Origin of the sequence: Alkalihalobacillus sp. FSL W8-0930 (assembly GCA_037965595.1) — a bacterium.
GTDB lineage: Bacteria > Bacillota > Bacilli > Bacillales > Bacillaceae_D > Alkalicoccobacillus.
On the sequence record CP150183.1, the window covers coordinates 3,014,639 to 3,035,226 of the forward strand.

At 41.7% G+C, this 20,588-nt stretch carries 17 protein-coding genes; 2 read left to right on the top strand and 15 right to left on the bottom strand.

Annotated elements, in window-relative coordinates; translation table 11 throughout:
- Nucleotides 1-10: 10 nt before the first annotated feature.
- The 11 genes from NSQ54_15920 to uraD form a co-directional block, all read right to left on the bottom strand.
- Nucleotides 11-865: an ABC transporter permease gene (locus NSQ54_15920; GenBank protein WYP25792.1), complete on the bottom strand. Its 855-nt coding sequence runs from the start codon at nt 863-865 to the stop codon at nt 11-13.
- Entirely contained in the window at nt 865-1,653 is a 789-nt protein-coding gene (locus NSQ54_15925) for an ABC transporter ATP-binding protein (GenBank protein WYP25793.1), read from the bottom strand. The genes NSQ54_15920 and NSQ54_15925 overlap by 1 nt, the downstream gene beginning before the upstream one ends.
- On the bottom strand, nt 1,650-2,153 hold the full coding sequence (locus NSQ54_15930) for a (2Fe-2S)-binding protein (protein ID WYP25794.1): 504 nt from the start codon (nt 2,151-2,153) through the stop codon (nt 1,650-1,652). The genes NSQ54_15925 and NSQ54_15930 overlap by 4 nt, the downstream gene beginning before the upstream one ends.
- Nucleotides 2,150-4,405 carry a xanthine dehydrogenase subunit D gene (gene pucD, locus NSQ54_15935; protein WYP25795.1) on the bottom strand — a complete coding sequence of 752 codons (2,256 nt, stop codon included), beginning with the start codon at nt 4,403-4,405 and terminating at the stop codon, nt 2,150-2,152. Before pucD ends, NSQ54_15930 begins: the two co-directional genes overlap by 4 nt.
- Nucleotides 4,406-4,424: 19 nt before the next feature.
- Complete coding sequence (locus tag NSQ54_15940; protein WYP25796.1) at nt 4,425-5,285, bottom strand: FAD binding domain-containing protein; 861 nt, start codon at nt 5,283-5,285, stop codon at nt 4,425-4,427.
- 4 nt (nt 5,286-5,289) lie between these two features.
- Complete coding sequence (locus tag NSQ54_15945) at nt 5,290-5,904, bottom strand: nucleotidyltransferase family protein (protein ID WYP25797.1); 615 nt, start codon at nt 5,902-5,904, stop codon at nt 5,290-5,292.
- Nucleotides 5,904-6,929, bottom strand: a complete 1,026-nt coding sequence (locus NSQ54_15950; GenBank protein WYP25798.1) for an XdhC family protein — start codon at nt 6,927-6,929, stop codon at nt 5,904-5,906. Before NSQ54_15950 ends, NSQ54_15945 begins: the two co-directional genes overlap by 1 nt.
- Before the next feature lie 24 nt (nt 6,930-6,953).
- The gene (gene uraH / locus NSQ54_15955; protein ID WYP25799.1) at nt 6,954-7,310 is read right to left on the bottom strand and encodes a hydroxyisourate hydrolase; all 357 of its coding nucleotides are present in this window, start codon (nt 7,308-7,310) and stop codon (nt 6,954-6,956) included.
- A complete protein-coding gene (gene pucL, locus NSQ54_15960; protein WYP25800.1) occupies nt 7,311-8,285 on the bottom strand; it encodes a factor-independent urate hydroxylase in 975 nt (324 codons plus the stop codon).
- A 70-nt stretch (nt 8,286-8,355) separates the two neighbouring features.
- Nucleotides 8,356-9,702, bottom strand: coding sequence for an allantoinase AllB (gene allB, locus NSQ54_15965; GenBank protein ID WYP25801.1), 1,347 nt, complete (start codon nt 9,700-9,702; stop codon nt 8,356-8,358).
- A gap of 102 nt (nt 9,703-9,804) precedes the next feature.
- Nucleotides 9,805-10,314, bottom strand: a complete 510-nt coding sequence (uraD, locus tag NSQ54_15970) for a 2-oxo-4-hydroxy-4-carboxy-5-ureidoimidazoline decarboxylase (GenBank protein WYP25802.1) — start codon at nt 10,312-10,314, stop codon at nt 9,805-9,807.
- 136 nt (nt 10,315-10,450) lie between these two features.
- Here uraD and NSQ54_15975 point away from each other — a divergent pair, with 136 nt between their 5' ends.
- Nucleotides 10,451-12,082, top strand: coding sequence for a PucR family transcriptional regulator ligand-binding domain-containing protein (locus NSQ54_15975; protein ID WYP25803.1), 1,632 nt, complete (start codon nt 10,451-10,453; stop codon nt 12,080-12,082).
- A 54-nt stretch (nt 12,083-12,136) separates the two neighbouring features.
- On the opposite strand, the gene NSQ54_15980 is transcribed toward NSQ54_15975, so the two are convergent.
- Entirely contained in the window at nt 12,137-15,265 is a 3,129-nt protein-coding gene (locus NSQ54_15980; protein WYP25804.1) for an efflux RND transporter permease subunit, read from the bottom strand.
- 141 nt (nt 15,266-15,406) lie between these two features.
- Here NSQ54_15980 and NSQ54_15985 point away from each other — a divergent pair, with 141 nt between their 5' ends.
- Nucleotides 15,407-16,279, top strand: a complete 873-nt coding sequence (locus tag NSQ54_15985; GenBank protein ID WYP25805.1) for a TetR/AcrR family transcriptional regulator — start codon at nt 15,407-15,409, stop codon at nt 16,277-16,279.
- A gap of 4 nt (nt 16,280-16,283) precedes the next feature.
- Here the strand turns inward: NSQ54_15985 and NSQ54_15990 are convergent, their stop codons facing one another.
- The 3 genes from NSQ54_15990 to NSQ54_16000 form a co-directional block, all read right to left on the bottom strand.
- Nucleotides 16,284-17,600 (bottom strand): amidohydrolase family protein, encoded by a 1,317-nt coding sequence (locus NSQ54_15990; protein ID WYP25806.1) that lies wholly within the window; start codon nt 17,598-17,600, stop codon nt 16,284-16,286.
- 98 nt (nt 17,601-17,698) lie between these two features.
- Nucleotides 17,699-18,883 (bottom strand): PDZ domain-containing protein, encoded by a 1,185-nt coding sequence (locus NSQ54_15995; protein ID WYP25807.1) that lies wholly within the window; start codon nt 18,881-18,883, stop codon nt 17,699-17,701.
- 170 nt (nt 18,884-19,053) lie between these two features.
- Nucleotides 19,054-20,517, bottom strand: coding sequence for a S41 family peptidase (locus tag NSQ54_16000; GenBank protein WYP25808.1), 1,464 nt, complete (start codon nt 20,515-20,517; stop codon nt 19,054-19,056).
- Nucleotides 20,518-20,588 lie beyond the last annotated feature (71 nt).

Here is a 20,588-nt window from a genome sequence, read left to right on the forward strand (position 1 = left end):
CAACTCCAGTTTAATTTTCGAGTTTCATGGCCGATTCATGCCAGCTGGCAAGCAGCCATTTTGCACATAGGCTAACAAGCAAATAGAAACAAATTCCGAGAATAGCAGCTGCCATTCCACACGCGAACAAAAATGGAGTCTTCACCTGAATGGCTGCCACTGTAATGGCATAGCCAAGTCCACCATTACCGCCTCCAATGCCCGCTACATATTCTCCAACGATGGCACCCACAATCGACAAGGTACACGAAATTTTTAAGCCAGTCATCATGTATGGCAATGCAGCAGGGATTCGCAACCTCCACATTCTTTGCCATCTAGAAGCACGATAGATTGTAAAAAGCTCATTCATTTGTTTATCTACTGATTGAAGACCCATTAATGTATTTGAGATTACAGGAAAGAACCCTATAAGAAACGATATGACCACAATTGAATTCAAACCTGCGCCAAACCAAATAACGATGATAGGGGCTACAGCGACAACAGGAATACTCTGCAGAACGATGGCGTATGGGTACAAACTTCTTTCAATGATTTTTGAACTAGCCAAAAGAATTGAACTTGAGATTCCTATAACCGCACTAAGTAAAAAACCGATAACAGATTCTAGGATTGTTACTTGCACAGCTGCACTTAAAATGGCCCAATCGGTGATAGCAGCTTGAAAAACGTCTGTTGGCTTCGGCAAGATAAAGGGTGGAATCGTAAATAGGAGCGGAACAACCTGCCACAAGGATAGAAATAAGATAAAAGCCACGATTGGTCCTACATAATATTCTTTAAATGTAAGCCAACCTTGATTTGGTCTTAATTTTTTCTCAGCTACTCGCTGCACAGTTTCTACTTCAGATGTTACTGGCATTAGCCTGTCTCCCTTCTTCCGCTTTTTTGTTCTAGCTCTAAGGAAGCTTCTTCAACATAGTGGACAAATTGAGGGTTTGTTCGTATTTCTTCTGTTCTTGGATAAGGTAGATCAATATTGAGTGTGGCTGTGAGTCTACCGGGACGAGAAGACATAACAGCAATCCTTGATGAAAGGTACACAGCCTCATACACATTGTGTGTAACAAATAAAATGGTCATCTGCTCTCTTTCCCAAATGTCCAGAAGTTCACTTTGTAAGGATTGCCTTGTTAATTCATCTAGTGCCGCAAATGGTTCATCCATCAGTAATACCTTTGGCTTAGCTACAAGTGTGCGAGCAATAGACACTCTCATCTTCATCCCACCTGAGAGCTCTCTTGGGTAGGCATGTGCATAATCCTTTAATCCAACAAGTTCAAGAATCCGCATGGCTTCTTTCTTATTCTCTGCTTTTCTTCCTCCTCGGAGTTCAAGTGGCAGCATGACATTATCAAGAACTCTTCTCCATGGAAGGAGATTTGCCTCTTGAAACACAAATCCAATATCGTTTGTTTCTTGAAGGGCTTGCTTCGGAGATCGTCCAAAGATGGTAATCTCACCTTCTGTTTGTTCTGACAAACCCGCTGCCATTTTTAAAGCCGTTGATTTCCCGCAACCTGAAGGGCCTAAGAAACTAATGAACTCTCCTTCCTTAACAGTCAATGAGAACGAATCTAATGCGGTTGTGCCATTAAGGTATTGCTTTCCAACCTGCTTAAAGCTCATTGCCAGCTGTTTATCACTCAATGTCCCTCACTCCCCTCTAGTAAATGTTGAATCGACCTGATAATCCCGCCATAACCCGTACATCGACAAAGGTTTCCAGACAGCGCTTCTTTAATCTGTTCTTCCGTAGGATTTGTGTGAGTGGCAAGCAGTGCATCAATGGCCATCACCATTCCAGGGGTGCAATAGCCACATTGAAAGCCACCATGCGTGAGCATTGCTTGTTGTACGGGATGGAGCTCTTCACCCTGCACTAGATTCTCAATCGTTGTGACGGATTTTCCTTCTACCTGATAGGCCATTGTTAAACAGGAAGCAGAGAGTTCCCCGTTAATGTGTACAGCACAGGCACCACATCGGCCGATCCCACATGAGCGCTTTGTCCCTGTTTTTCCGCAATCTTCTCGTAGGACATCTACTAACAGCTTGGTTGGCTGAACTTCTTTTTCGACCGATTCATTATTCAACTGAAATTGAATAGTCATCTCACCTGAAGCATGTTTGTTCACCGACTGACTCATGTACGTACCTCCCTTTTTGTTAGAGAGTGTAATATGAATTCAGGAGAGATTGGCAGCTTGTGAATTCTTACGCCAATCGCGTTATATACAGCACTCGCGATCGCTGGAGCAACACCTACCGTTCCAATTTCTCCCACACCCCTTGGGCCATAGAGATCGTGTTCTGGTAAATCTTCAATTGGAATGGTTTTCATCTCAAAAGGAAGATCAGAGATTCCAGGCATTAAATACGTATCAAGGTTTGTCGTTTCATATTGTCCGTCCTTCATCAACGCTTCTTCCATTAACGTATAGCCCACTGCCATACTTCCTCCACCTTCAATTTGACCCACGTACCCGTTTCGGTTCACAATCGGTCCGGCAGCCACTGCTTGATCAAGTTGAATCAGTTTCACTTTTCCAGTGAGTACATTCACTTCTACTCCTGCTAGCACACCACTATACGAATATAAAAAATGACCAGAATCAATAGGGTCTGGTGTTGTCGGAAAATCAAAGCGTGTATCCATAACGATTTCTTCCTTTAACTCGGAAGCGAGCTCGGCATAGGTTAGAACAAGGCGAGATTCAGCTTCTTTGTTTTGCCAAATCCCTTGCTTTCCTAATAGTAGTGACGGTTTATCCATTCCTAGCTTTAGTGCAGCACAAGAGATCAACTTTTCTTTAAATGGTTGTTTGAGCTTTTGAAGTGCGTGCCACACCATGCTAGTTCCTCTCGATGCTGTTGTAGAACCCGAGGTAGGAACTCGAGATGTATCGCCGATGACAATGGACAAATCATTTACGTCACATCCAATTTCTTCTAATGCTAAGGTTTCAATGACTGCTAGAATTCCTTGCCCTGCTTCTTCAAATCCAAAGGCAAGCTCAATTTTTCCATTTCTTCTTAACGAGATTCTTCCCCCCGCAGGGTCAAGTCTTCCATAACCTAATCCGCCTCCGTGCATGGTTATCGCTGTTCCGAACCCTCGAATGACGTGTGACATTGGAGAGGCCTCTATAAGCTGCTGTTCCTGATGTAAACGGTCTATGGCTTCAAGAACCTGTGATGCACCATCCGTTTGGGCAATTCGTTGACCAAGAGGGCCCAAATCGTGTGCTTTTCGAAGGTTTTTTTTTCTAAAGTCAATTGGATCCATCCCCAGCTTTTTTGCTAATCGATCCATTTGACCTTCTAGGGCAAACGTCACCTGATTTCCACCGAAGCCTCTAAATTCTCCCGCCACACCATTATTCGTAAAAATGGAATAGCCTTTTGTTTTCACAGCTGGAATCACATAAGGACCTGTTGCGTGCTCCACTGAGAAATCAAGAACGGCTGGACCAAGCGTTGAGTAAGCGCCTGTGTCTGCTTTTATCAACGTTTCATGAGTGAGGAGATACCCATCTTTATCTACACTGGTTTTCATTGTAATAGTCATCGGGTGACGTTTGATGCTACTGCGAATCGACTCCTGTCTTGTTTGATGAAGATGAATAGGTCGCTTTGTTGCCAATGCAAGTAACGCGCCGTATGGTTGGATGTTCAACTCATCTTTGCCTCCAAAGGATCCACCCATGGGTGATGAGACAATTCGAATGGCTGATTGGGGCATGTTTAAGATACGCGATAGTTGAAACTGATCTTTGAAGCCATGCTGGGTTCCTACATACACTGTGAGCTCACCATTTTCTTCTGGAACAATCACACCTCCTTCTGTCTCCATATATCCATGCAGCTGTCTAGGAAGCTCATAGGTTTGTTCAACAGTATGAGCTACATGTGTAAACGCTTTGTCGAGATCCCCCCTAACGTGACCAGCTTCATGCAGGATATTTCCATTTGGGTGAAGCGCTGGATACGCTGGATCAAGAGCCTTCTCTAGCGTATCGATTACCGGAAGTGGTTCGTAATCCACCTCAATACATGTACATGCGTAGGCTGCAATTTCCTTTGTTTCAGCCGCGACACATGCGATTGCATCGCCCACATATCGCACCCTATCCCAGCAGAGAACTGGCTGATCTGGCAGAATAATTCCGAAGCCGTTTGTACCTGGCACATCTTTATACGTCAGAACGGCATGCACACCTGGGATTTGCTCTGCCTTTTTGGTATTAATGCTGAGAATGTTTGCATGTGCGTGAGCACTACGAAGTATCTTGCCATACAACATTCCTGGCATATCCAGATCAGTCAGGTAAGATAAGCGACCCGTTACCTTTGCCTTCCCATCCGGACGAATTCGATTTCTCCCATCTATCTGTTCCATCTTCATATCCCCCCTCTCGTTACGATGACTGAATAAGCTCTTTAAACTGATGGTAAATCAAATTCGTTGCCACCATTTCAAGATAAGAACCTGAAGAAAACGCGCTCCCACTAAAAGTAATATCTGACTGCAAGCTTGTTTTTACTTGTTCTAAATCTAGAGTATCCATTGACGAAGCCTCAATGACGGATTGAGATGCTTGTAATCGTTGAGGTGGATGATCACTGCCGGATACAACAAGTCGGGCAGATTGAAACGTCGTTGTATCATCCCACGTTAAACACATCGCGACTGTAACAGTGGAAGGAACAAACGCCTCCCTTCTTCCGACTTTTTCATAAAACCAGTAATGATTCTTAGGTTCTACAACAATAGGGATATGAACAGCGACTAACATAGCAGAGTCTATATCGTGTAAATACTCCTCTAGAAGCACGGTCGAATAACCACTTGCATTGTACGTGGTAACTGTTGCTTCTAAAGCAAGTAACGCAGGCAAGGTATCACCGATTCCGTAGACAACGTTGCCTCCAAGAGTACCCTGATTACGAATAGCCGGGGCACCAATGGTTGAGATCGCTTTTGTAACGAGTGGTGCGCCCTCTTTAAGAAGTGGTTGACTGAGACATTGGCTTAACGTAACATTTGCCCCTATGGTGAGGGTGCCTGCTTCTTTTTCTTCCATTCCTTGCAACGCTGAGATTAGATGCAAACTAATGAGTTGAGGTGCAAGAATACCAAGCTTCTCTCGTTTCACCTGGACAAGCGTCCCACCAGAAACAAACTCAGCCTCTTCTCCATAGGTTTCTTTGAATTGCCAAGCCTCCTCTACCGTTTGAGGTAGCCAAACACTTGGTGATTGAGGGATGATATCCTCCATTTGCTCAGCTCCCTTTTTTTGCAATGTACTGCCTATAATCTGAAGGAGTATCAATGTCTTTTAAATAGGCTACTTCAAGGTACGTTCCTTTTGTTGCAAGTGGGTTAGCACGGATCAATTGCCCCGCTCCCCGGTCACCTTTTAACTTATGAAACTGTGGAAATAATTGCTTTGAGAATAGAATTGGAGGTTGTGGAATTCCATTTAAACGACTAGCTACAAATAAAAGGTCCTTGGATTGTTTATAGCGACTAATCATGTGGTTAAGATAGCTTTTCGTAATATGAGGCTGATCTGCAAGTAAAATAAGGACGGCATCGGCAGCGAGCTGTTTAGTTGCTTCCATTCCACATTTAACCGAATACGATTGCCCCTTCCAAGCTTCGGGGCAAACGACAATAGACCACTTGTGCGACCAATCTGAATGACTGTATTCTTGTGGTGCCCACAGACAATGATTAGTTGGATTTGTCACAACGATGGTATGGTCTACGTTCGATTGAAGTGACGATGATAACACGCTTCCAGCAATGGTTCCGCCGCGAATAGGCAAACTTAGCTTATCTCTTCCCATACGTTTGCTTTGTCCTGCAGCAAGAATGATGCTAATAATCTTCATCAAACAAGCACCTTATTTACATTTGTTGATTTTGAACGAACCACCTGGATGAGCTCGGCAACAATACTTATGGCGATTTCTGTGGCACCTTGGGCTCCTATAGAAAGCCCAACAGGTGAACGAACATCTGGTGGAACATCCTCTTGCTCGACTAAACGTGCGGTTCGTTTAGCCGATCCAAGTACTCCTAAAAAGGTAAGTTCTTTGCCTCTGAGTTGCTTTAGGAGCGTTCGATCATGCTCAAAATGATGGGTCATAAGAATAACAAAATCATTTGAGCAAACATCTAACGTTTGCAGGACTTCATGAGGGAAACCATGTAAGACACTTGTTGCCTTGGGAAACCGTTCAACTGTACATAAACGTTGGCGCCAATCCGAAACCATGACGTTAAACCCTACATCTGCGGCCATTGTCACAAGCGGGAGAGCATCTTCTCCAGCTCCAAATAAGATTAAACGCGGCTTCGGAGTGATTCGCTGTATAAAAAGGGGATTGCCTGTCTGTGTATACACTCGTTTACTTACATAACCTAAGGAATCCGCTTGATGTTTTATTTCCTCCATTTCAGACCTTGAGAAAGGTGAAGCACTGCCAAACGGGTTCTCTCCTTCAGGAATAAATAAGGATCTGTTCAGAGACAGGTCTTTCACAACAAGAACCTCCTTCCCGCTTTGAACAAGCCTTTTCACTTGTTTTAAATGAGTGAGATAAATAGAATCCATCCTCTCTAGCCGTACATGGATAATGCCATTACATCCTGCACCTGAACCAAACGATACGTCGTCTTCTGCACTCATATCATAAATAACGGTTTGTGAATCCTCTCCTCGTTTCACTCGTTCAATTAAGTCCTGTTCTAGGCAACCTGCGCTTATAAACCCTACTGTCTTTCCATCGCTTTGAATCAACATACATGCCGATTCTTTTTTGTAAGCAGATCCTTCAACTTCAACAATCGTTGCAAGATACGCTGGTAGCTTTACTTGATCTAGGTGATCCAACACGACATGTATATCATTCATACCGAACCCTCCCAATCAACCTGTTTAACTTCCGCGATACACTTGATAGCCCCATGGTGAAACAAGAAGTGGAATGTGATAGTATTCTTCGGCTACAGATAGAAAGATTCGGGTAACAATCCATTCTGTAAAATGCGGCTTCTCTTCAATTAGACTCTGTTGCCTAAAGTATGCTCCTGCGGCGTAGTGGATCTCGTATTCACCTTCGTGAAAATGCTCGGAAGATATGAGTGGTTGGTCCATTCGACCATCCGCATTTGTTTGTTGTGATGAGATCAAACGTTTCTTCCTATTTGATTCGAGCGCGTATATGTCAACATGAATCCCTTCTGCTGGGCAACCTCTTGTTAAATCAAGGACATGAGTAGTTACTGTTGTCATTTACCGTACACCCTCTTGAGACTGTTGCTTTTGTCGACTACCTACATCTTCCCTCGTTACGGTAAAGAGCTGAAATCCATAAGGTGGTCTTGGCTCTGTATAGACTTTTCCAACTGATCCTGGAATGTCTTCTACAATGAGATCCCACGTGTGGTTCTGTGATTCAAATGACACATGTGTGAGCTGAGGAAACGTTGATAAAATCGTGCATCCTATTTCATAAATTAAATGCTGAATTGATTTTGTTTCTGTCTGGTCAAAGATAGATGCTGCAAGATCACGAATTTGCTCAGCTGCTACATACAGTTCAGGTTGATGACCAAGCGCATCACTCTGATGTTCATAAGCCCAATGAATGTCTAAGTAAATAAACAAGGGACGATTTGAATCCTCAGGTAACGTGGTGTATTCATCTCTCACAAAACCAGAAAAGGAATTCCCTTGAACTTTAATGAGTTGAAGATTTTTTAAGCTACTTTGTTGTTTAGTGATTTCGTATGAATCATCCAGTCGCTCCATGAGTAGGGAAGCTTGTGATTGTTCGTTGTTTGACTGTTTAAAAACAAGCTCACTGGCAAGCCGTTCCACTCCATTTGTGACATCCATCTGTTCAAATGATAGAAGATCTCCTGTAAGCTCTACTGACGACATTTGATCGTATTTATCTAAAAAAGCTCTAGCGACATAATCGAGGAATCCTTCCATAGTCGAACCATTATAAGATCCCAAATGACGCTGAATGAAGTTCTTCATTGAATCGGTTGCCACAACTAATGAGTTATCTCCTTCTGAAAAAGACGGACGAAAGGCTTCCCCTGCTACCTTTACTTGTATATTGGAAGCAAATAAAATATTGGATCGTCCTTTAAAGACCGATTCAGGAATTACTTTTACCCCCACAAGAGGAGGAAGATATGTGCGATAGGCAAGCACACTCCCTTTTCCATACGCAACTTCATGCTGAGATTTTGTCATATTTAACACCCTTTCTGAATCGTATTAATATTCCGTCAAATGAAGCGATGAAGAAACAGCTTAAATTCCTTTAAGCTGTTAACCATGTTCCTGTCCTTGATTGGATGGGTCCATTCTCCTGAGAAAAAACCTGGATGCCTGATGCAAGAACCGTTTCAATGCGTGCATCAAATTGTTCACTTGTATATAGAGAAAGGGGGTGTCTCGCATACATGTTTTCAAGGGTCACTTCGTGCGACTGAAGGGCGACAAAAACAAGATCCGCATCCTTCCCTTCCTTAATCGAACCCTTTCGTTGACTAAGGCCAAACCGCTCTGCCGGATGTTTTGCCGTCCAGTTCACCACATGAGAGAAATCTAGCTTCTCTTCGATAGCAAATTGAATGGCACCAAGTAATGTGACGCCTCCTCCATTAATCCCTCCCCATGCATCAAAAATAGAATAGGTCGAAGCATCCTTTAGCTCGGCCGCGCATGGGGAGTGATCGGATGTTAAAAAGTCAATTCGGCCATCCTTCATTGCCTGACGAAGTTGTAGATGGTCCTCCTGCTTTCTAAGTGGAGGTGCACACTTTGCAAGATTCTTCTTTTCAAATAACGCTTCATGTGAAAATAGTAAGTAGTGAGGACATGTTTCTAGTGACACATTCATCCCTTGTGCTTTTGCCTGCTCGATTCTTGAAACGGCCGCTACACTGCTTATATGGACAAAATGTAGAGGACAGCCTGTGATTTTTGCATAGTGTAACGCTCGGTCAACAGCCTCTACTTCTGCCTCAATCGGACGGGATGCTAAGTAATCATGATAAGTCGTTCGATGCTGACTCTTCATTTTTTCAGTTAAGAAGGTTGTCATTGGGCCACTTTCTGCATGAAGAGCAAGAACCTTGCCAAGCTCGGCAATTCGGTCCATTCCTTCAATTAGGTCCTTATCTCCTACCGATTCAAATTCTTTGTTTCCCGTTGGAGACAAAAAGGCTTTAAAACCTAAGCAACCAGCTTCGGACAACCCAGCAAGTTCATGTACATTTCCTGGAACCAATCCACCCCAGAGACCAAAATCGACAATTGATTTTTCTTCACCCAATCTCGCTTTATCATACAGGTCCTTCTTTGTTACAGTAGAAGGGATGCCGTTTAAGGGCATATCAACGAATGTGGTTGTTCCACCTGCTGCAAACATACTTGAACCTGTTTCAAAGCCTTCCCAGAACGCACGACCTGGTTCATTTAGGTGTACGTGTACGTCTACAGCTCCTGGAAACACGTACTGTCCCTTTGCATCTATTTCCTTTACTCCCTGTATTGAAATAGTCTTGGATAGCTCAGCAATTTTTCCATTGTTAATGCCGATTTCACTTTCAACTACTCCTGTTTCCAATACAACTTTTGCATGACGAATCACTACATCGTACATGTTTGTCCCCCTATATTTATACCAACGCTTACGTACATTGATCGTAGCACTGTTCTCTTTTTTTCGTTTGTCCTTATCAGATTATCTTCCAACCTTTTTTAATTACTCTTGAATAAGATCCTTTAAACGGAATAAGGCAATCTTGTCAACCTCGGCCAAAGCTGTGTCAAACTCTGTTTCAGCTGAGTGGTGGACCCTTCTTTCCATCTCATGATAAATTTCCTGCTTCTTTTTCCCTTTTACAGCTAAAATAAATGGAAACGTAAATGTGGCCATATAACGTTTGTTAAGTGCTTTAAAGCTTTTAAACTCCTCTTCTGTTAATTCAGTGAGACCTGCTTGGCTTTGCTCTGCTTTTGATGAATCTGTCATCTGAATTCGTTCTCCGAGATTCGGATGCGCACAAAGCAGGTTTAACTTGGTGGCTTCGTCCGATTGACTGACTTCCATTTTCATTGCTTCATAAAGAGAATGAATGGACTTAAAAGGTCGATAGTTCACCACTTGTTCAGCCACCCATGGTGAATGCTCATACATTCCTGCAAGGGTTTCAACGAATTCTTCAGGTGAACAGTGATTAAGCTGATCAAGTGTTTGTTTTATCACTGACATCGTACCTTTCTGCTTTGATTTCCATTATTCTACGAAACCAAGACTCTTCTGTCATTGGTGATTCTAACTAAATATTTAAAACAAACAGTCATTTCTTCCAGAATGAATCTGACTATGCTACGATGAGAAAAAACATGTGGATTGGAAGAGAGAGATGAAGCTACAAACCCTACTTACACGTGAACCATTTACTCAGCTATCCGTTATTGCTGGCGCATCTGGACTCAACCACGACATCAGTCATGTAACGATGATGGATGCGCCAGATATTTTACCATATTTAAAAGCAAATGATCTTCTGGTGACAACAGGCTACCATTTTAAAGATAAGCCTTGGGAAATGGCTCATTTAATTGAGGAGATGAGTAAAAGACATTGTGCAGGGCTCTTTGTGAAAACAGAACGCTTTATCCACGCCCTTCCTCAACAAGTCATTGATAGTGCGAATACTTTAGGTTTCCCTATTCTTAACCTTCCCTCAGATTGGTCTCTTGGAGATACCGTAAATCAACTGCTATCCATTATTTTAGATAAACGAACGAATGAGCTTCGACATGCCATTGATACGCACCGGCAATTTACGTTGCAAATGATGAACGGAAAAGGTCTTAATACATTACTTTCTCGATTAAGCGGGCTTATCCAACATTCCGTTATCTTAACAAATTCATATTTAACACCAATTGCCGGACAGGAACAGGTGCTTAAATCGATGCCATATTTAACAGAGCTCGCTCAGTACGGATATCTGCTTCTGCCAAAATCAACTGAAGTAGCATTTTGTGATCTAGCGACTAAGCAAGAAATGACGGTTTATCCAGTCCATAAACATACGAATCAACCAGATTTATTATTTATCAAAGGCTCAATCGCTCCATCTGACCACGTGAATCGACTGACCATTGAACAGGCTGTCAATGTATTATCCTTTGAACGGATCCGGGAAGAAGCGATTAAACAAACAACGCGCCGAATCCGTAATGAGTTCTTCTCAAGCTTTCTTGATCAGACGTATTCAAGTACAAAGGAGATGGAGAATAGAGCCAGTGAGTTTGGGTTACCAGTTGAACAAGAATATATTTGTGCGGTAGGAGAACTGGATCCTCTGCATGAGATGTGGAATGATCAAAGTCATCATAAAGAGATGGATCAGCTCTATGACTTTCTTGAGAATGAGCTGCAATCCTTAGCTGTCCCTTGTTACCTTTTTACAAAAGGAGAACAATTAATACTCCTTCTTTCTGTGAATGACTTAATTGAGGATACACAGGCATTCTGTGAGTCCTTCTTAGAACTTCTCCAATTACGGTTATCCCGTTTCTATGAAATGACGGTATCATTTGGAGTCAGTCACGTTTGCTCCTCTTTCTTTGCGGTACATCAAGGCTTTGAGGAAGCACAAAAAGCATTGTTTCAACATAGTGGCTGGCGCCAACCGTCCTCTATTCATTTCTTCCAGTCTACCGATATTAGCGGCTTACTTAGGATGATTCCTGAAAAAGAATTGATTGCCTATTATCATCAGACCTACAAACAATTACGTCTAGATTACTTAGATGAGGACCAAACACTGCTGCAGACATTGTTTATGTACATGGAATGCCAATGTCAGATTTCTGAAACAGCCAAACAGCTTTTTGTTCACCGGAACACGGTCGTTTATCGTTTGGAAAAGTGCGAGGAATTATTACAGACTTCATTAAAAGATCCAGAGTTTACGTTGCAAGTTCGTACCGCTATGCGGATTAAGCAATTAATCGAATCATAAATGTTACAAAAAAACGAACCAGCCTACGTAAGGCGGTTCGTTTTTTAACGACTATTACTCTTTTACTACACGTTTTTTAAGCTTCATTAGTAATTCATAGACTAACGGTACGATTAACAACGTGAGTAGAGTTGAACTTGTTAATCCTCCAATAACGGTCACTCCAAGACCTTTAGAGATTAGTCCTCCGCCCTCAAATCCAAAGGCTAATGGGAGAAGCGCACCAATTGTCGCAATGGCTGTCATCAGAATCGGACGTAGTCGTGTAGATCCTGCTTCAAGCAGTGCCTCTCTAGTAGACAATCCTTCGTTTTCTTGGTGAATCACTCGGTCAATCAATACAATCGCATTTGTTACAACAATCCCAATTAACATAAGCGCACCAATCATAGAGGATACACTAATGGTCTCACCCGCAATGAGTAAGGCGACAAGTGCACCAATTACGGTAAATGGTAGCGAGAATAGGATTGCAAATGGGGCCAACCCTCCACCAAATGTCAAGACAAGAACAAAGTAAACAATAGCGATGGCGGCAAGCATGGCTAGCCCAAGCTGAGTAAATGATTCCTCAATATCAGCAGACACCCCGCCCATTGAAACGTCTACACCAGTAGGTAGATCCAGTTCATCAAGTTCAGATTGAACGGACGTTGCGACTGCTCCAATATCATTACTTGTGATTTTTCCTGATGCGTCTGCATAAATGTCGCCATTTCGTTTTGAGATCGTATCTGGAGTAGTTCCTTCCTCCACATTAACGACATCGCGAATTGCTATCTCTTCACCAAGTGCCGTCACAATTGTTTTATCTAGTAATTCATCAATATTTGCAAATGATTCTTCCTCCGATTCAACAAACACATCAAGCTCTGCTCCATCCTCGTTAACAGTTGTGAGTACCTCACGCTGTCCCTGATTTGAAAGAGCCATGCCTACTTGTGCAGCTGTTAAACCGTTTTTACTTAGTTCTTCTGCATCAGCAATTAAATTAAATTGCTCATATTGTTCAGATAAACTTGTATCCACATCCGAAAGATCCTCTTGCTCGGATAATAATTGTTCTACTTCTTTTACAACAGGTTCAATGACTTCGATCGAGGGACCACTTACCTGAACAGCAAGCTCACTCGAACTTCCAGACATGCCAGTAAAGTCTTGATTAGCCCAAGTCCCTTTCTCGGTCATTGCCGTTAGTTCATCCATTACTTTTTCTTGTTCGTCTACAAATCCGCTAAAATCATCAGCATATTCTACAAAGATAATAGACGAGTTCGATGGACCAAAGCTCATCGGATTGTCTCCACCAATTGATAACTGAATGAGCTCAACCCCGTCTCGTTCAGTGAGGAAGGTTTCCGCTTCTCCAGCAATCTCCTCGACCTCAGATAAAGTCTGACCTGGTTCTGGGTTATAGGTAATATACAATGCTTTTTCCTCATCTGCCGGTAAGAAGCTGACACCAACAGCAGGGACTAAGAACAGACTACCAATCAATAAAGCAATCGCCACAATGGATGTAATCCATTTATGATTTAGCGACCAATTCAACACATATTTGTATCCATTAGATAGTCGACTTGGCTTTTCCTCATGAGACATGTTGCTTTTACTTAAGCCCTTTTTAAACATCGAATGAGCCATCATAGGCACAATCGTAATGGCTACTAATAATGAAGCAAGTAGCGCGAAGACAACAGTTAATGCGAATGGAAGAAACAATTCACCAACCATTCCCTCTACTAATCCTAGTGGTAGGAAAACAGAGATTGTAACAATAGTGGATGAAAGAATCGGCATAAACATTTCTTTTGTGGCATCCACAATTAATGCTTTTCCTTTTAGTGGTTCATCCGCCATGCCCATCCGCCTAAAAATGTTTTCGATGACAACAATGGAATCGTCAATGACTCGGCCAATAGCAACGGTCATCGCGCCAAGTGTCATGACATTTAACGTAATATCCATTTGGTTTAAGATGAGGATCGCAATTAATAGAGATAAAGGAATTGAAATGACCGAGATAATCGTTGTTTTCACATTCCGTAAAAACAGCAAAATGATGATCATCGCAAACAATGCACCGAATAATGCTTTGCTAATCATTGTTTCAACCGATTCTTTAATTGGCTCACCTAAATCAAGTGTTGAAACAATTTCAAGTCCATCATACTTTTCTTCAAGATCTGCAGCCGCTTCTAGCGCTTGATCAACAACATCAACCGTATTTGCATCTGCTGTGCTTACAATTTGTAGACCTATTGCATCTTTTCCATTGGTTCTCGAAATGGAGCTTGATTCATTTACAACTTCAATCTCAGCAAGCTCACCGAGTGAGATTGTTGGAATCTCTATATCAACCGGTAGATCTTGCTCACCAGCTGCAGGTATTCCAGCTTCGGCATCCATATCCATAGAAGGCTGTTGTTCTTCTCCCCCAACTGGACTAATTGGGATTGCTATAGATTGGAGATCTTCAATCGTATTCACATCACCGTCAATAACAACAGACTGTTCCTGATCTCCAAATGTATATAATCCAAGTGGGAAGGTTACATCCGAGCCTTGAATGATTTGTAAAACAGTATCTTCATCTAATCCATTGGCAAGTAGTTCATCCTCGTCGAATCGAAGCTGAACTTCTTTCACTGACTGTCCACTTAAACTAACAGAGGCAACACCGTCTAATCCTTCTAAGGTTGGTGCTACGTCATTCTCAATCAAATCAGTTAGTTCAGTAAGAGAATCCTCACCCGACGCACTTAACGTCAGCACAGGAAAGGCCGTTAAACTTAACCTGGATATTGAAGGATCAGTCACGCCATCAGGAAATTCCTGACCATCCAACGCGTCTTTTACCTCCGTTAGTGCTTCATCCATATCTTTACTAAATCGATATTCTATTTGAATCGATGAAGCATTTTGAAAGGAGCTAGAGGTTACATTAGAAACACCATTTAATCCTTCTACCTGCTGCTCTATCGGTTGCGTTACTTTATCTACAACTTCCTCAGGTGTAGCACCTGGATAGGTTGTTGAGATCGTAATAATTGGAGTATTAATGTTCGGAATAGTTTCCATCTTCATGTTCAACCCGGAGTAGAGACCAGCTACCACAACCATGATGGTTAGTAACCATAAAGCAAACTTATTCCTTAATGAAAACTCAATAATCTTTTTCATTGTTTCCTGATTCCCCCTCTTTCTGTTCTTGACTTCCATTTACTTAAGCGTATATAATTTGACCACCTAGTCATTACTCACCTTATGTTAGTTGACCGGATAGTCATTAGTCAAGAACAAATCACAAAAGGAGTTGAAAAAATGACCGAGAAAAATAAGCTAATTATTGAGAATGCGATTAAATTATTTTCAACAAACAGTATCTCATCCACATCCATTCAAGATATTGCGACTGAAAGTGGTATTTCAAAAGGGGCTTTTTACTTACATTTCAAATCAAAAGATGCCTTAGTTGTTGCTATTATTAACTATTATTCTGATTTAATAACCAGCTGTATCCAGAAAAGTGACTATGATGAGCTTGCTCCAAGAGAACAATATAGTCGAAAGCTCACTGATTTATTTGAATCTATTCTTAAGCACAAGGATTTTATACTCGTACAAATGAAAGACCCTTCGATCCCACTAACAGATGAGATGAAGTCAAGCCTTAAGCGTCTAAATTTTAAAATGACACAGTTTCACCAAAGCTATTTTACCGAATTGTATGGAGAGCAAATAAAGCCTATACTATGGGACTTAACACTGATCATTGATGGATTATTTCATTCCTACTTAAAGTTTTTAATTCATGCACCTGTTGTAGAAATTCGTACACTTGTGCCATATATATTAGAAAGGGTTGACTCCATTGTTGGGGGATTAAAGTCAGAGGATGCTCTTCTAAAAGAAGAACAGATAGCTTCCGTTTTGACCGAATTTTTTGAAGTGGATCACTCGATCTCTGTTTTAGATACACTCAAAGAGATACGAAATACGATTAGAGAATCCGATCATAAGGACGACCTTTTTGTATCCATCGATATGCTTGAAGAGGAATCTCAAAAAGCTCGCCCTCGCCTACCTATAATTCAAGGGATGTTATTGAACCTGCACAATGAACCTGGATTAAGAAAGCTGACTCAAAGGCTTGTCACCTATTATCAGCTTAATGACTCACTGTTTAATGACTAAGCAGTCATAACTTAAAAGCTTCTACGAATTGTTCATATCGTTTTTTCACTTCTTCTCGTTCGGGAGTAGCTTGGATCAATTCATTAATGGAATATGCCTTTCCACCCTTTACTACGAGCGATATGCTTTGCGTTGCTTTTATATCTAGTAAAGGGTTTTCTTTTAGAACAACCATGTCCGCTACGGTACCTTTTTTAATGGTCCCTAAATCCTTGCGTTTTAGTGTACTAGCCGCATGAATCGATGCAGACCTAATTGCTTCAAGAGGAGAAAAACCAGCTTCAACAAGTAATTCAAGCTCTCGATGCAGAGCCATACCTGGAAATGTCCATACCCCCGCTGGAGTGTCTGTGCCAGCCACTACACGCCCTCCCATATCCGAATAGGTTTTTGCGATTTCCTGTATATGGGTTGTTTGAATGCCCATCTTGTCTAAACTTTTTGTGTACTGGGTGAAGTGTGTCCACTGCTCCGCTAATGAACCGACCTTGGCATATATCCCTTGAATAACCTCATGCCTAGGTTCCCATCTATGTCTAGATTGTTTCTGCTGATCATATAAAACAAGCGTCGGACAAAGAATTACATCGTGTTTTAAAAGCTGTTCGCATACGTCACGGATTCTTTCGACGCATGGCTTATCCCATCTAATTTGTTCCCATTCATCTTCTGTCGATTGCATCGTCCAATTCGAATAAACAGCTTGAAGCACTCCTGATGCATGTTCAATCCATTTCACTCCAAGATCAGCTGCATCTAATGCCGTAACGGACGGCGAGTGTAACAAATCCGCACTTACTTCCTTGCCATGCTTCTTTGCTTCTTCTACAACCGCTTGAATGAGCTCCTTTTTCAGAAGTCCATAAACCTTAATAAAGTCGGCCCCAGCTTGAATTTGCCGTTTCACTTCTTTCTTTGCTAAATCAATTGTATCTACATTGATACTCCATGGACTTGTATCTCCCCACAGACCAGGTGGTCCATCTATAATGCGATCAGCAGAAATGACTCTTGGCGTTGGGTCAGAGCTATCCGCTTGAATTAGAGGATTCAACTCGCACACATTACCTCCAGTGTTTCGAACGGTGGTCACTCCTGCCGCCGTAAAGAATGGCGCAAACGATTCTTTAATATGTACATGCATGTCAATAAGGCCTGGTATCACGAATTTTCCATGTAGGTCTATGCGATTAGTCTTGGAATCTGCTTGAATCGTTGAGGCGACCTCATGTATGAATCCATCCTTAATCGAAATTGAGGTTTTTCTAATCTCTCCTGCTTCTACATCTACTAATTGAGCATTTTCTAGAATAATAGACAATCCTTCCTCTCCTTTCTGTTCCTCTTACATACGTGTTTGCAGACATGATTGTTTCAATACATTAAAAAAGCTTTGAGCGGTATGCTCAAAGCTTTTCTTTATGTAACTGAGTCAGATAAGGAAACGTCTTTTTTCACTAACAATACGCCAAGCTGGTGATGCTCACTATCATACAATGCGCCTTGTTCAAAGCGAACCTCTTGATCATAGTCGAGCACATCTAATTTACAGAAAGCCGAATTTGCTTGAAGAGCTTCATAGAAACTCGTCTCATCTATAACTTTACGACCGTTTACTTTCACGATCGTCTCTCCAACTTTCAAATCTAGTTTATCTGCTAGACTTCCAGGCAACACACCAAGAATGGTGCATCCTTCTGTTTGTTCAACGTACATGGGTAACCCTTGTTTGTCGCGAGTCTTTGCTAAATGCCACAGATATTCTCTACCAATGATGGCAATTCCAGCGACAACATAAGCGATCCACCCGACAAATAAGGTTGAAATGGCTAGAAGAAGCAAAACAATTCCAAAGACCAGTACTTGTCTCCCGGCAGAACGGATGGCGTCCTTTGGAAGAGAAGATGTTATCTTTTGCTTAAATCCAATTAAAAATGGAATGAGTAATGGCTGCAGCTCCATCCCTGCAACAGGAAGAACTGGCCAATATTCAAACATCGGAATGATGCCATCTGGAATAAATACAATGAGAGGTAGAAACCAAATTCGTTCTGATAAATGAAACCCTATCCACTTTCCTCTGGATGCTCTCTCTAATCTAGGTGAGGTGTAAACCGTTCCATTTTTTTGAATAAGAATTCCCTCGGCAATAACTAGCAACCCTAGTAATAAAGATAAAATCGGTATAAGCTTGTCCACTTGCATTAAATCTATGTAATCATGTATAAACGGATAATCTCCCGTAAGTGGAATCACTACTAGAGCGATAATCGTAAATCCAATAATGTACGACGGAGAAAGCCATCTAAGCTGAAATGTAAGCATGATTAAAAATGTGATCATCATCATGATCGCTAATGCCTGCCATTCCAACACAAACCCAATGCCTAGTAAAAGAACAGATAAACATAAACCAATAAGTAAAGCTGGCCAAAAGGGTACAATAAAATCTGCCAATCGACGATAAACTCTTGTATGAAAAGAAGACCGTTCTTTTTTTACACGTTTTGAAGCGATAATGTATACGAGTAGCAATCCAAAATAGGTAATGGGATTTGCAAAAAAACTAGCTAATGCGATTAAGATCGTTTGAACGATTTCCATTGACGCCCTCCCCCTGCTTATCTATTCTACTACACATTTTATAAAAAGACTGCCTCCCTGGAAGCTAGAATCTGCGCCCTCTTGCAGGAGCCTACAGAAAACCTATCTGCTTTCCAGTGAGGACAGTCTTTCACTTGTGTTGATCTCTTATTCTCGATTAGAGCATGAGTTTAGTTAATCTGCTCGATTGCCACATCAATTGCTTTTTGTAACTGTGAATCATTTTCTGCTTTACGAATTTCTTCTACAATCCGTTCTTGAAGGGCAGTAGCCGTTTCTTGGTTGATCTCTCCACTCGCTTCAATGCCTTCATCCTCTTGGAATGACTTCACTGCATCAACTGTTTGTTGATCAAAGTAGCCGTCCTCACGACCTGGATTATAGTCCAAGCCTTTTAAAATAAATTGAGCATTTTTCACTTGTTCACCAAGTGAATCAAAAACGATTGGAGAGTCCTCTTCAACAGACACAGCTGTTGAGAAGAAATACTCAGGTTGACTGACTTCAATGGTTGGTGTTACACCTTCTTGGTTAATGCTGTTACCATCTGGCGTTAACCATCTCATCATCGTCAGTTTTAAGTCACTGCCATCACCAAGGTCAACTGTTTGTTGGACCGTCCCTTTTCCAAAGGTTGTATTCCCGACTAGATCATATCCGCCTGATTCTTTTAATGCAGCTGCCAAAATTTCAGATGCAGAAGCACTTCGCTCATCAATTAAACCAATGATTGGGTAATCCTTCGCTTCTTTCAGCTTTGATGTATACCCTGTACGAGCTCCTTCACGATCCTCCGTTTGCACAATGGCTTTTTCATCCGGAATTAATTCGTCGCCAATTTGCTCAACCGCATTTAAGTACCCTCCTGGATTACCTCGGACATCGATAATTAAAGCATCCATTCCATCCTGCTCTAACTCCTGTAGCTGGTCTTTAAAGTTAATCGCCGTATCTTCAGAGAACGATGTAATTTCAAGAAGTCCAATGGTTTGACCATCTTGTTCAAACGTTTGCGTTCGTACCGTTTCAATTGGAATGGTATCACGTTCAACAGGAACATCTAATAATTCAGAACTACCGTCTCTTTCAATGGTTAGCCGAACCGTTGTTCCTTTTTCACCACGAATCTTAAGGACAGCTTCATTTACAGAGAGCCCTTCAATATTTTCACCATCAATTTCAATGATGCGGTCATTAGCCTGTAAGCCTGCTTGCTCTGCGGGTGAGTCACGGAACGGGGATACGATGGTAACCTTCCCATTAATCATACTTACCTCAGCACCAATTCCTTGAAATTCTGACCCAAGCGACTCAACAAATTCATTGGCTGTTTCTTGATCCATATAGTCCGAAAAAGGATCTCCTAATTCATCGATCATTCCAGAAATAGCGCCTTCGATCAATGCTTGACGATCAACTTCTTCCACATATCGATCCTCAATCGTATTTAAGGCTGTTTCAAACTTTTTCATCAACTCATCGTCACTAAGTTCTACAATTTCAGTTTCTTGTGAGTCGTTGTTACCCGAATTCATTGGAGAAGCATTTGTTGCAAATTTCCCAGTTAAATAATAACTTCCCGCCCCAAATATCGCTACAAGTATCACAACAATAAACAAGCGTTTACTGTTCACCTTCACCACTCCCATGTATTAAAACATCAACAAGCCTGCCATCATCATATGCATTGCCTGTACACATTATG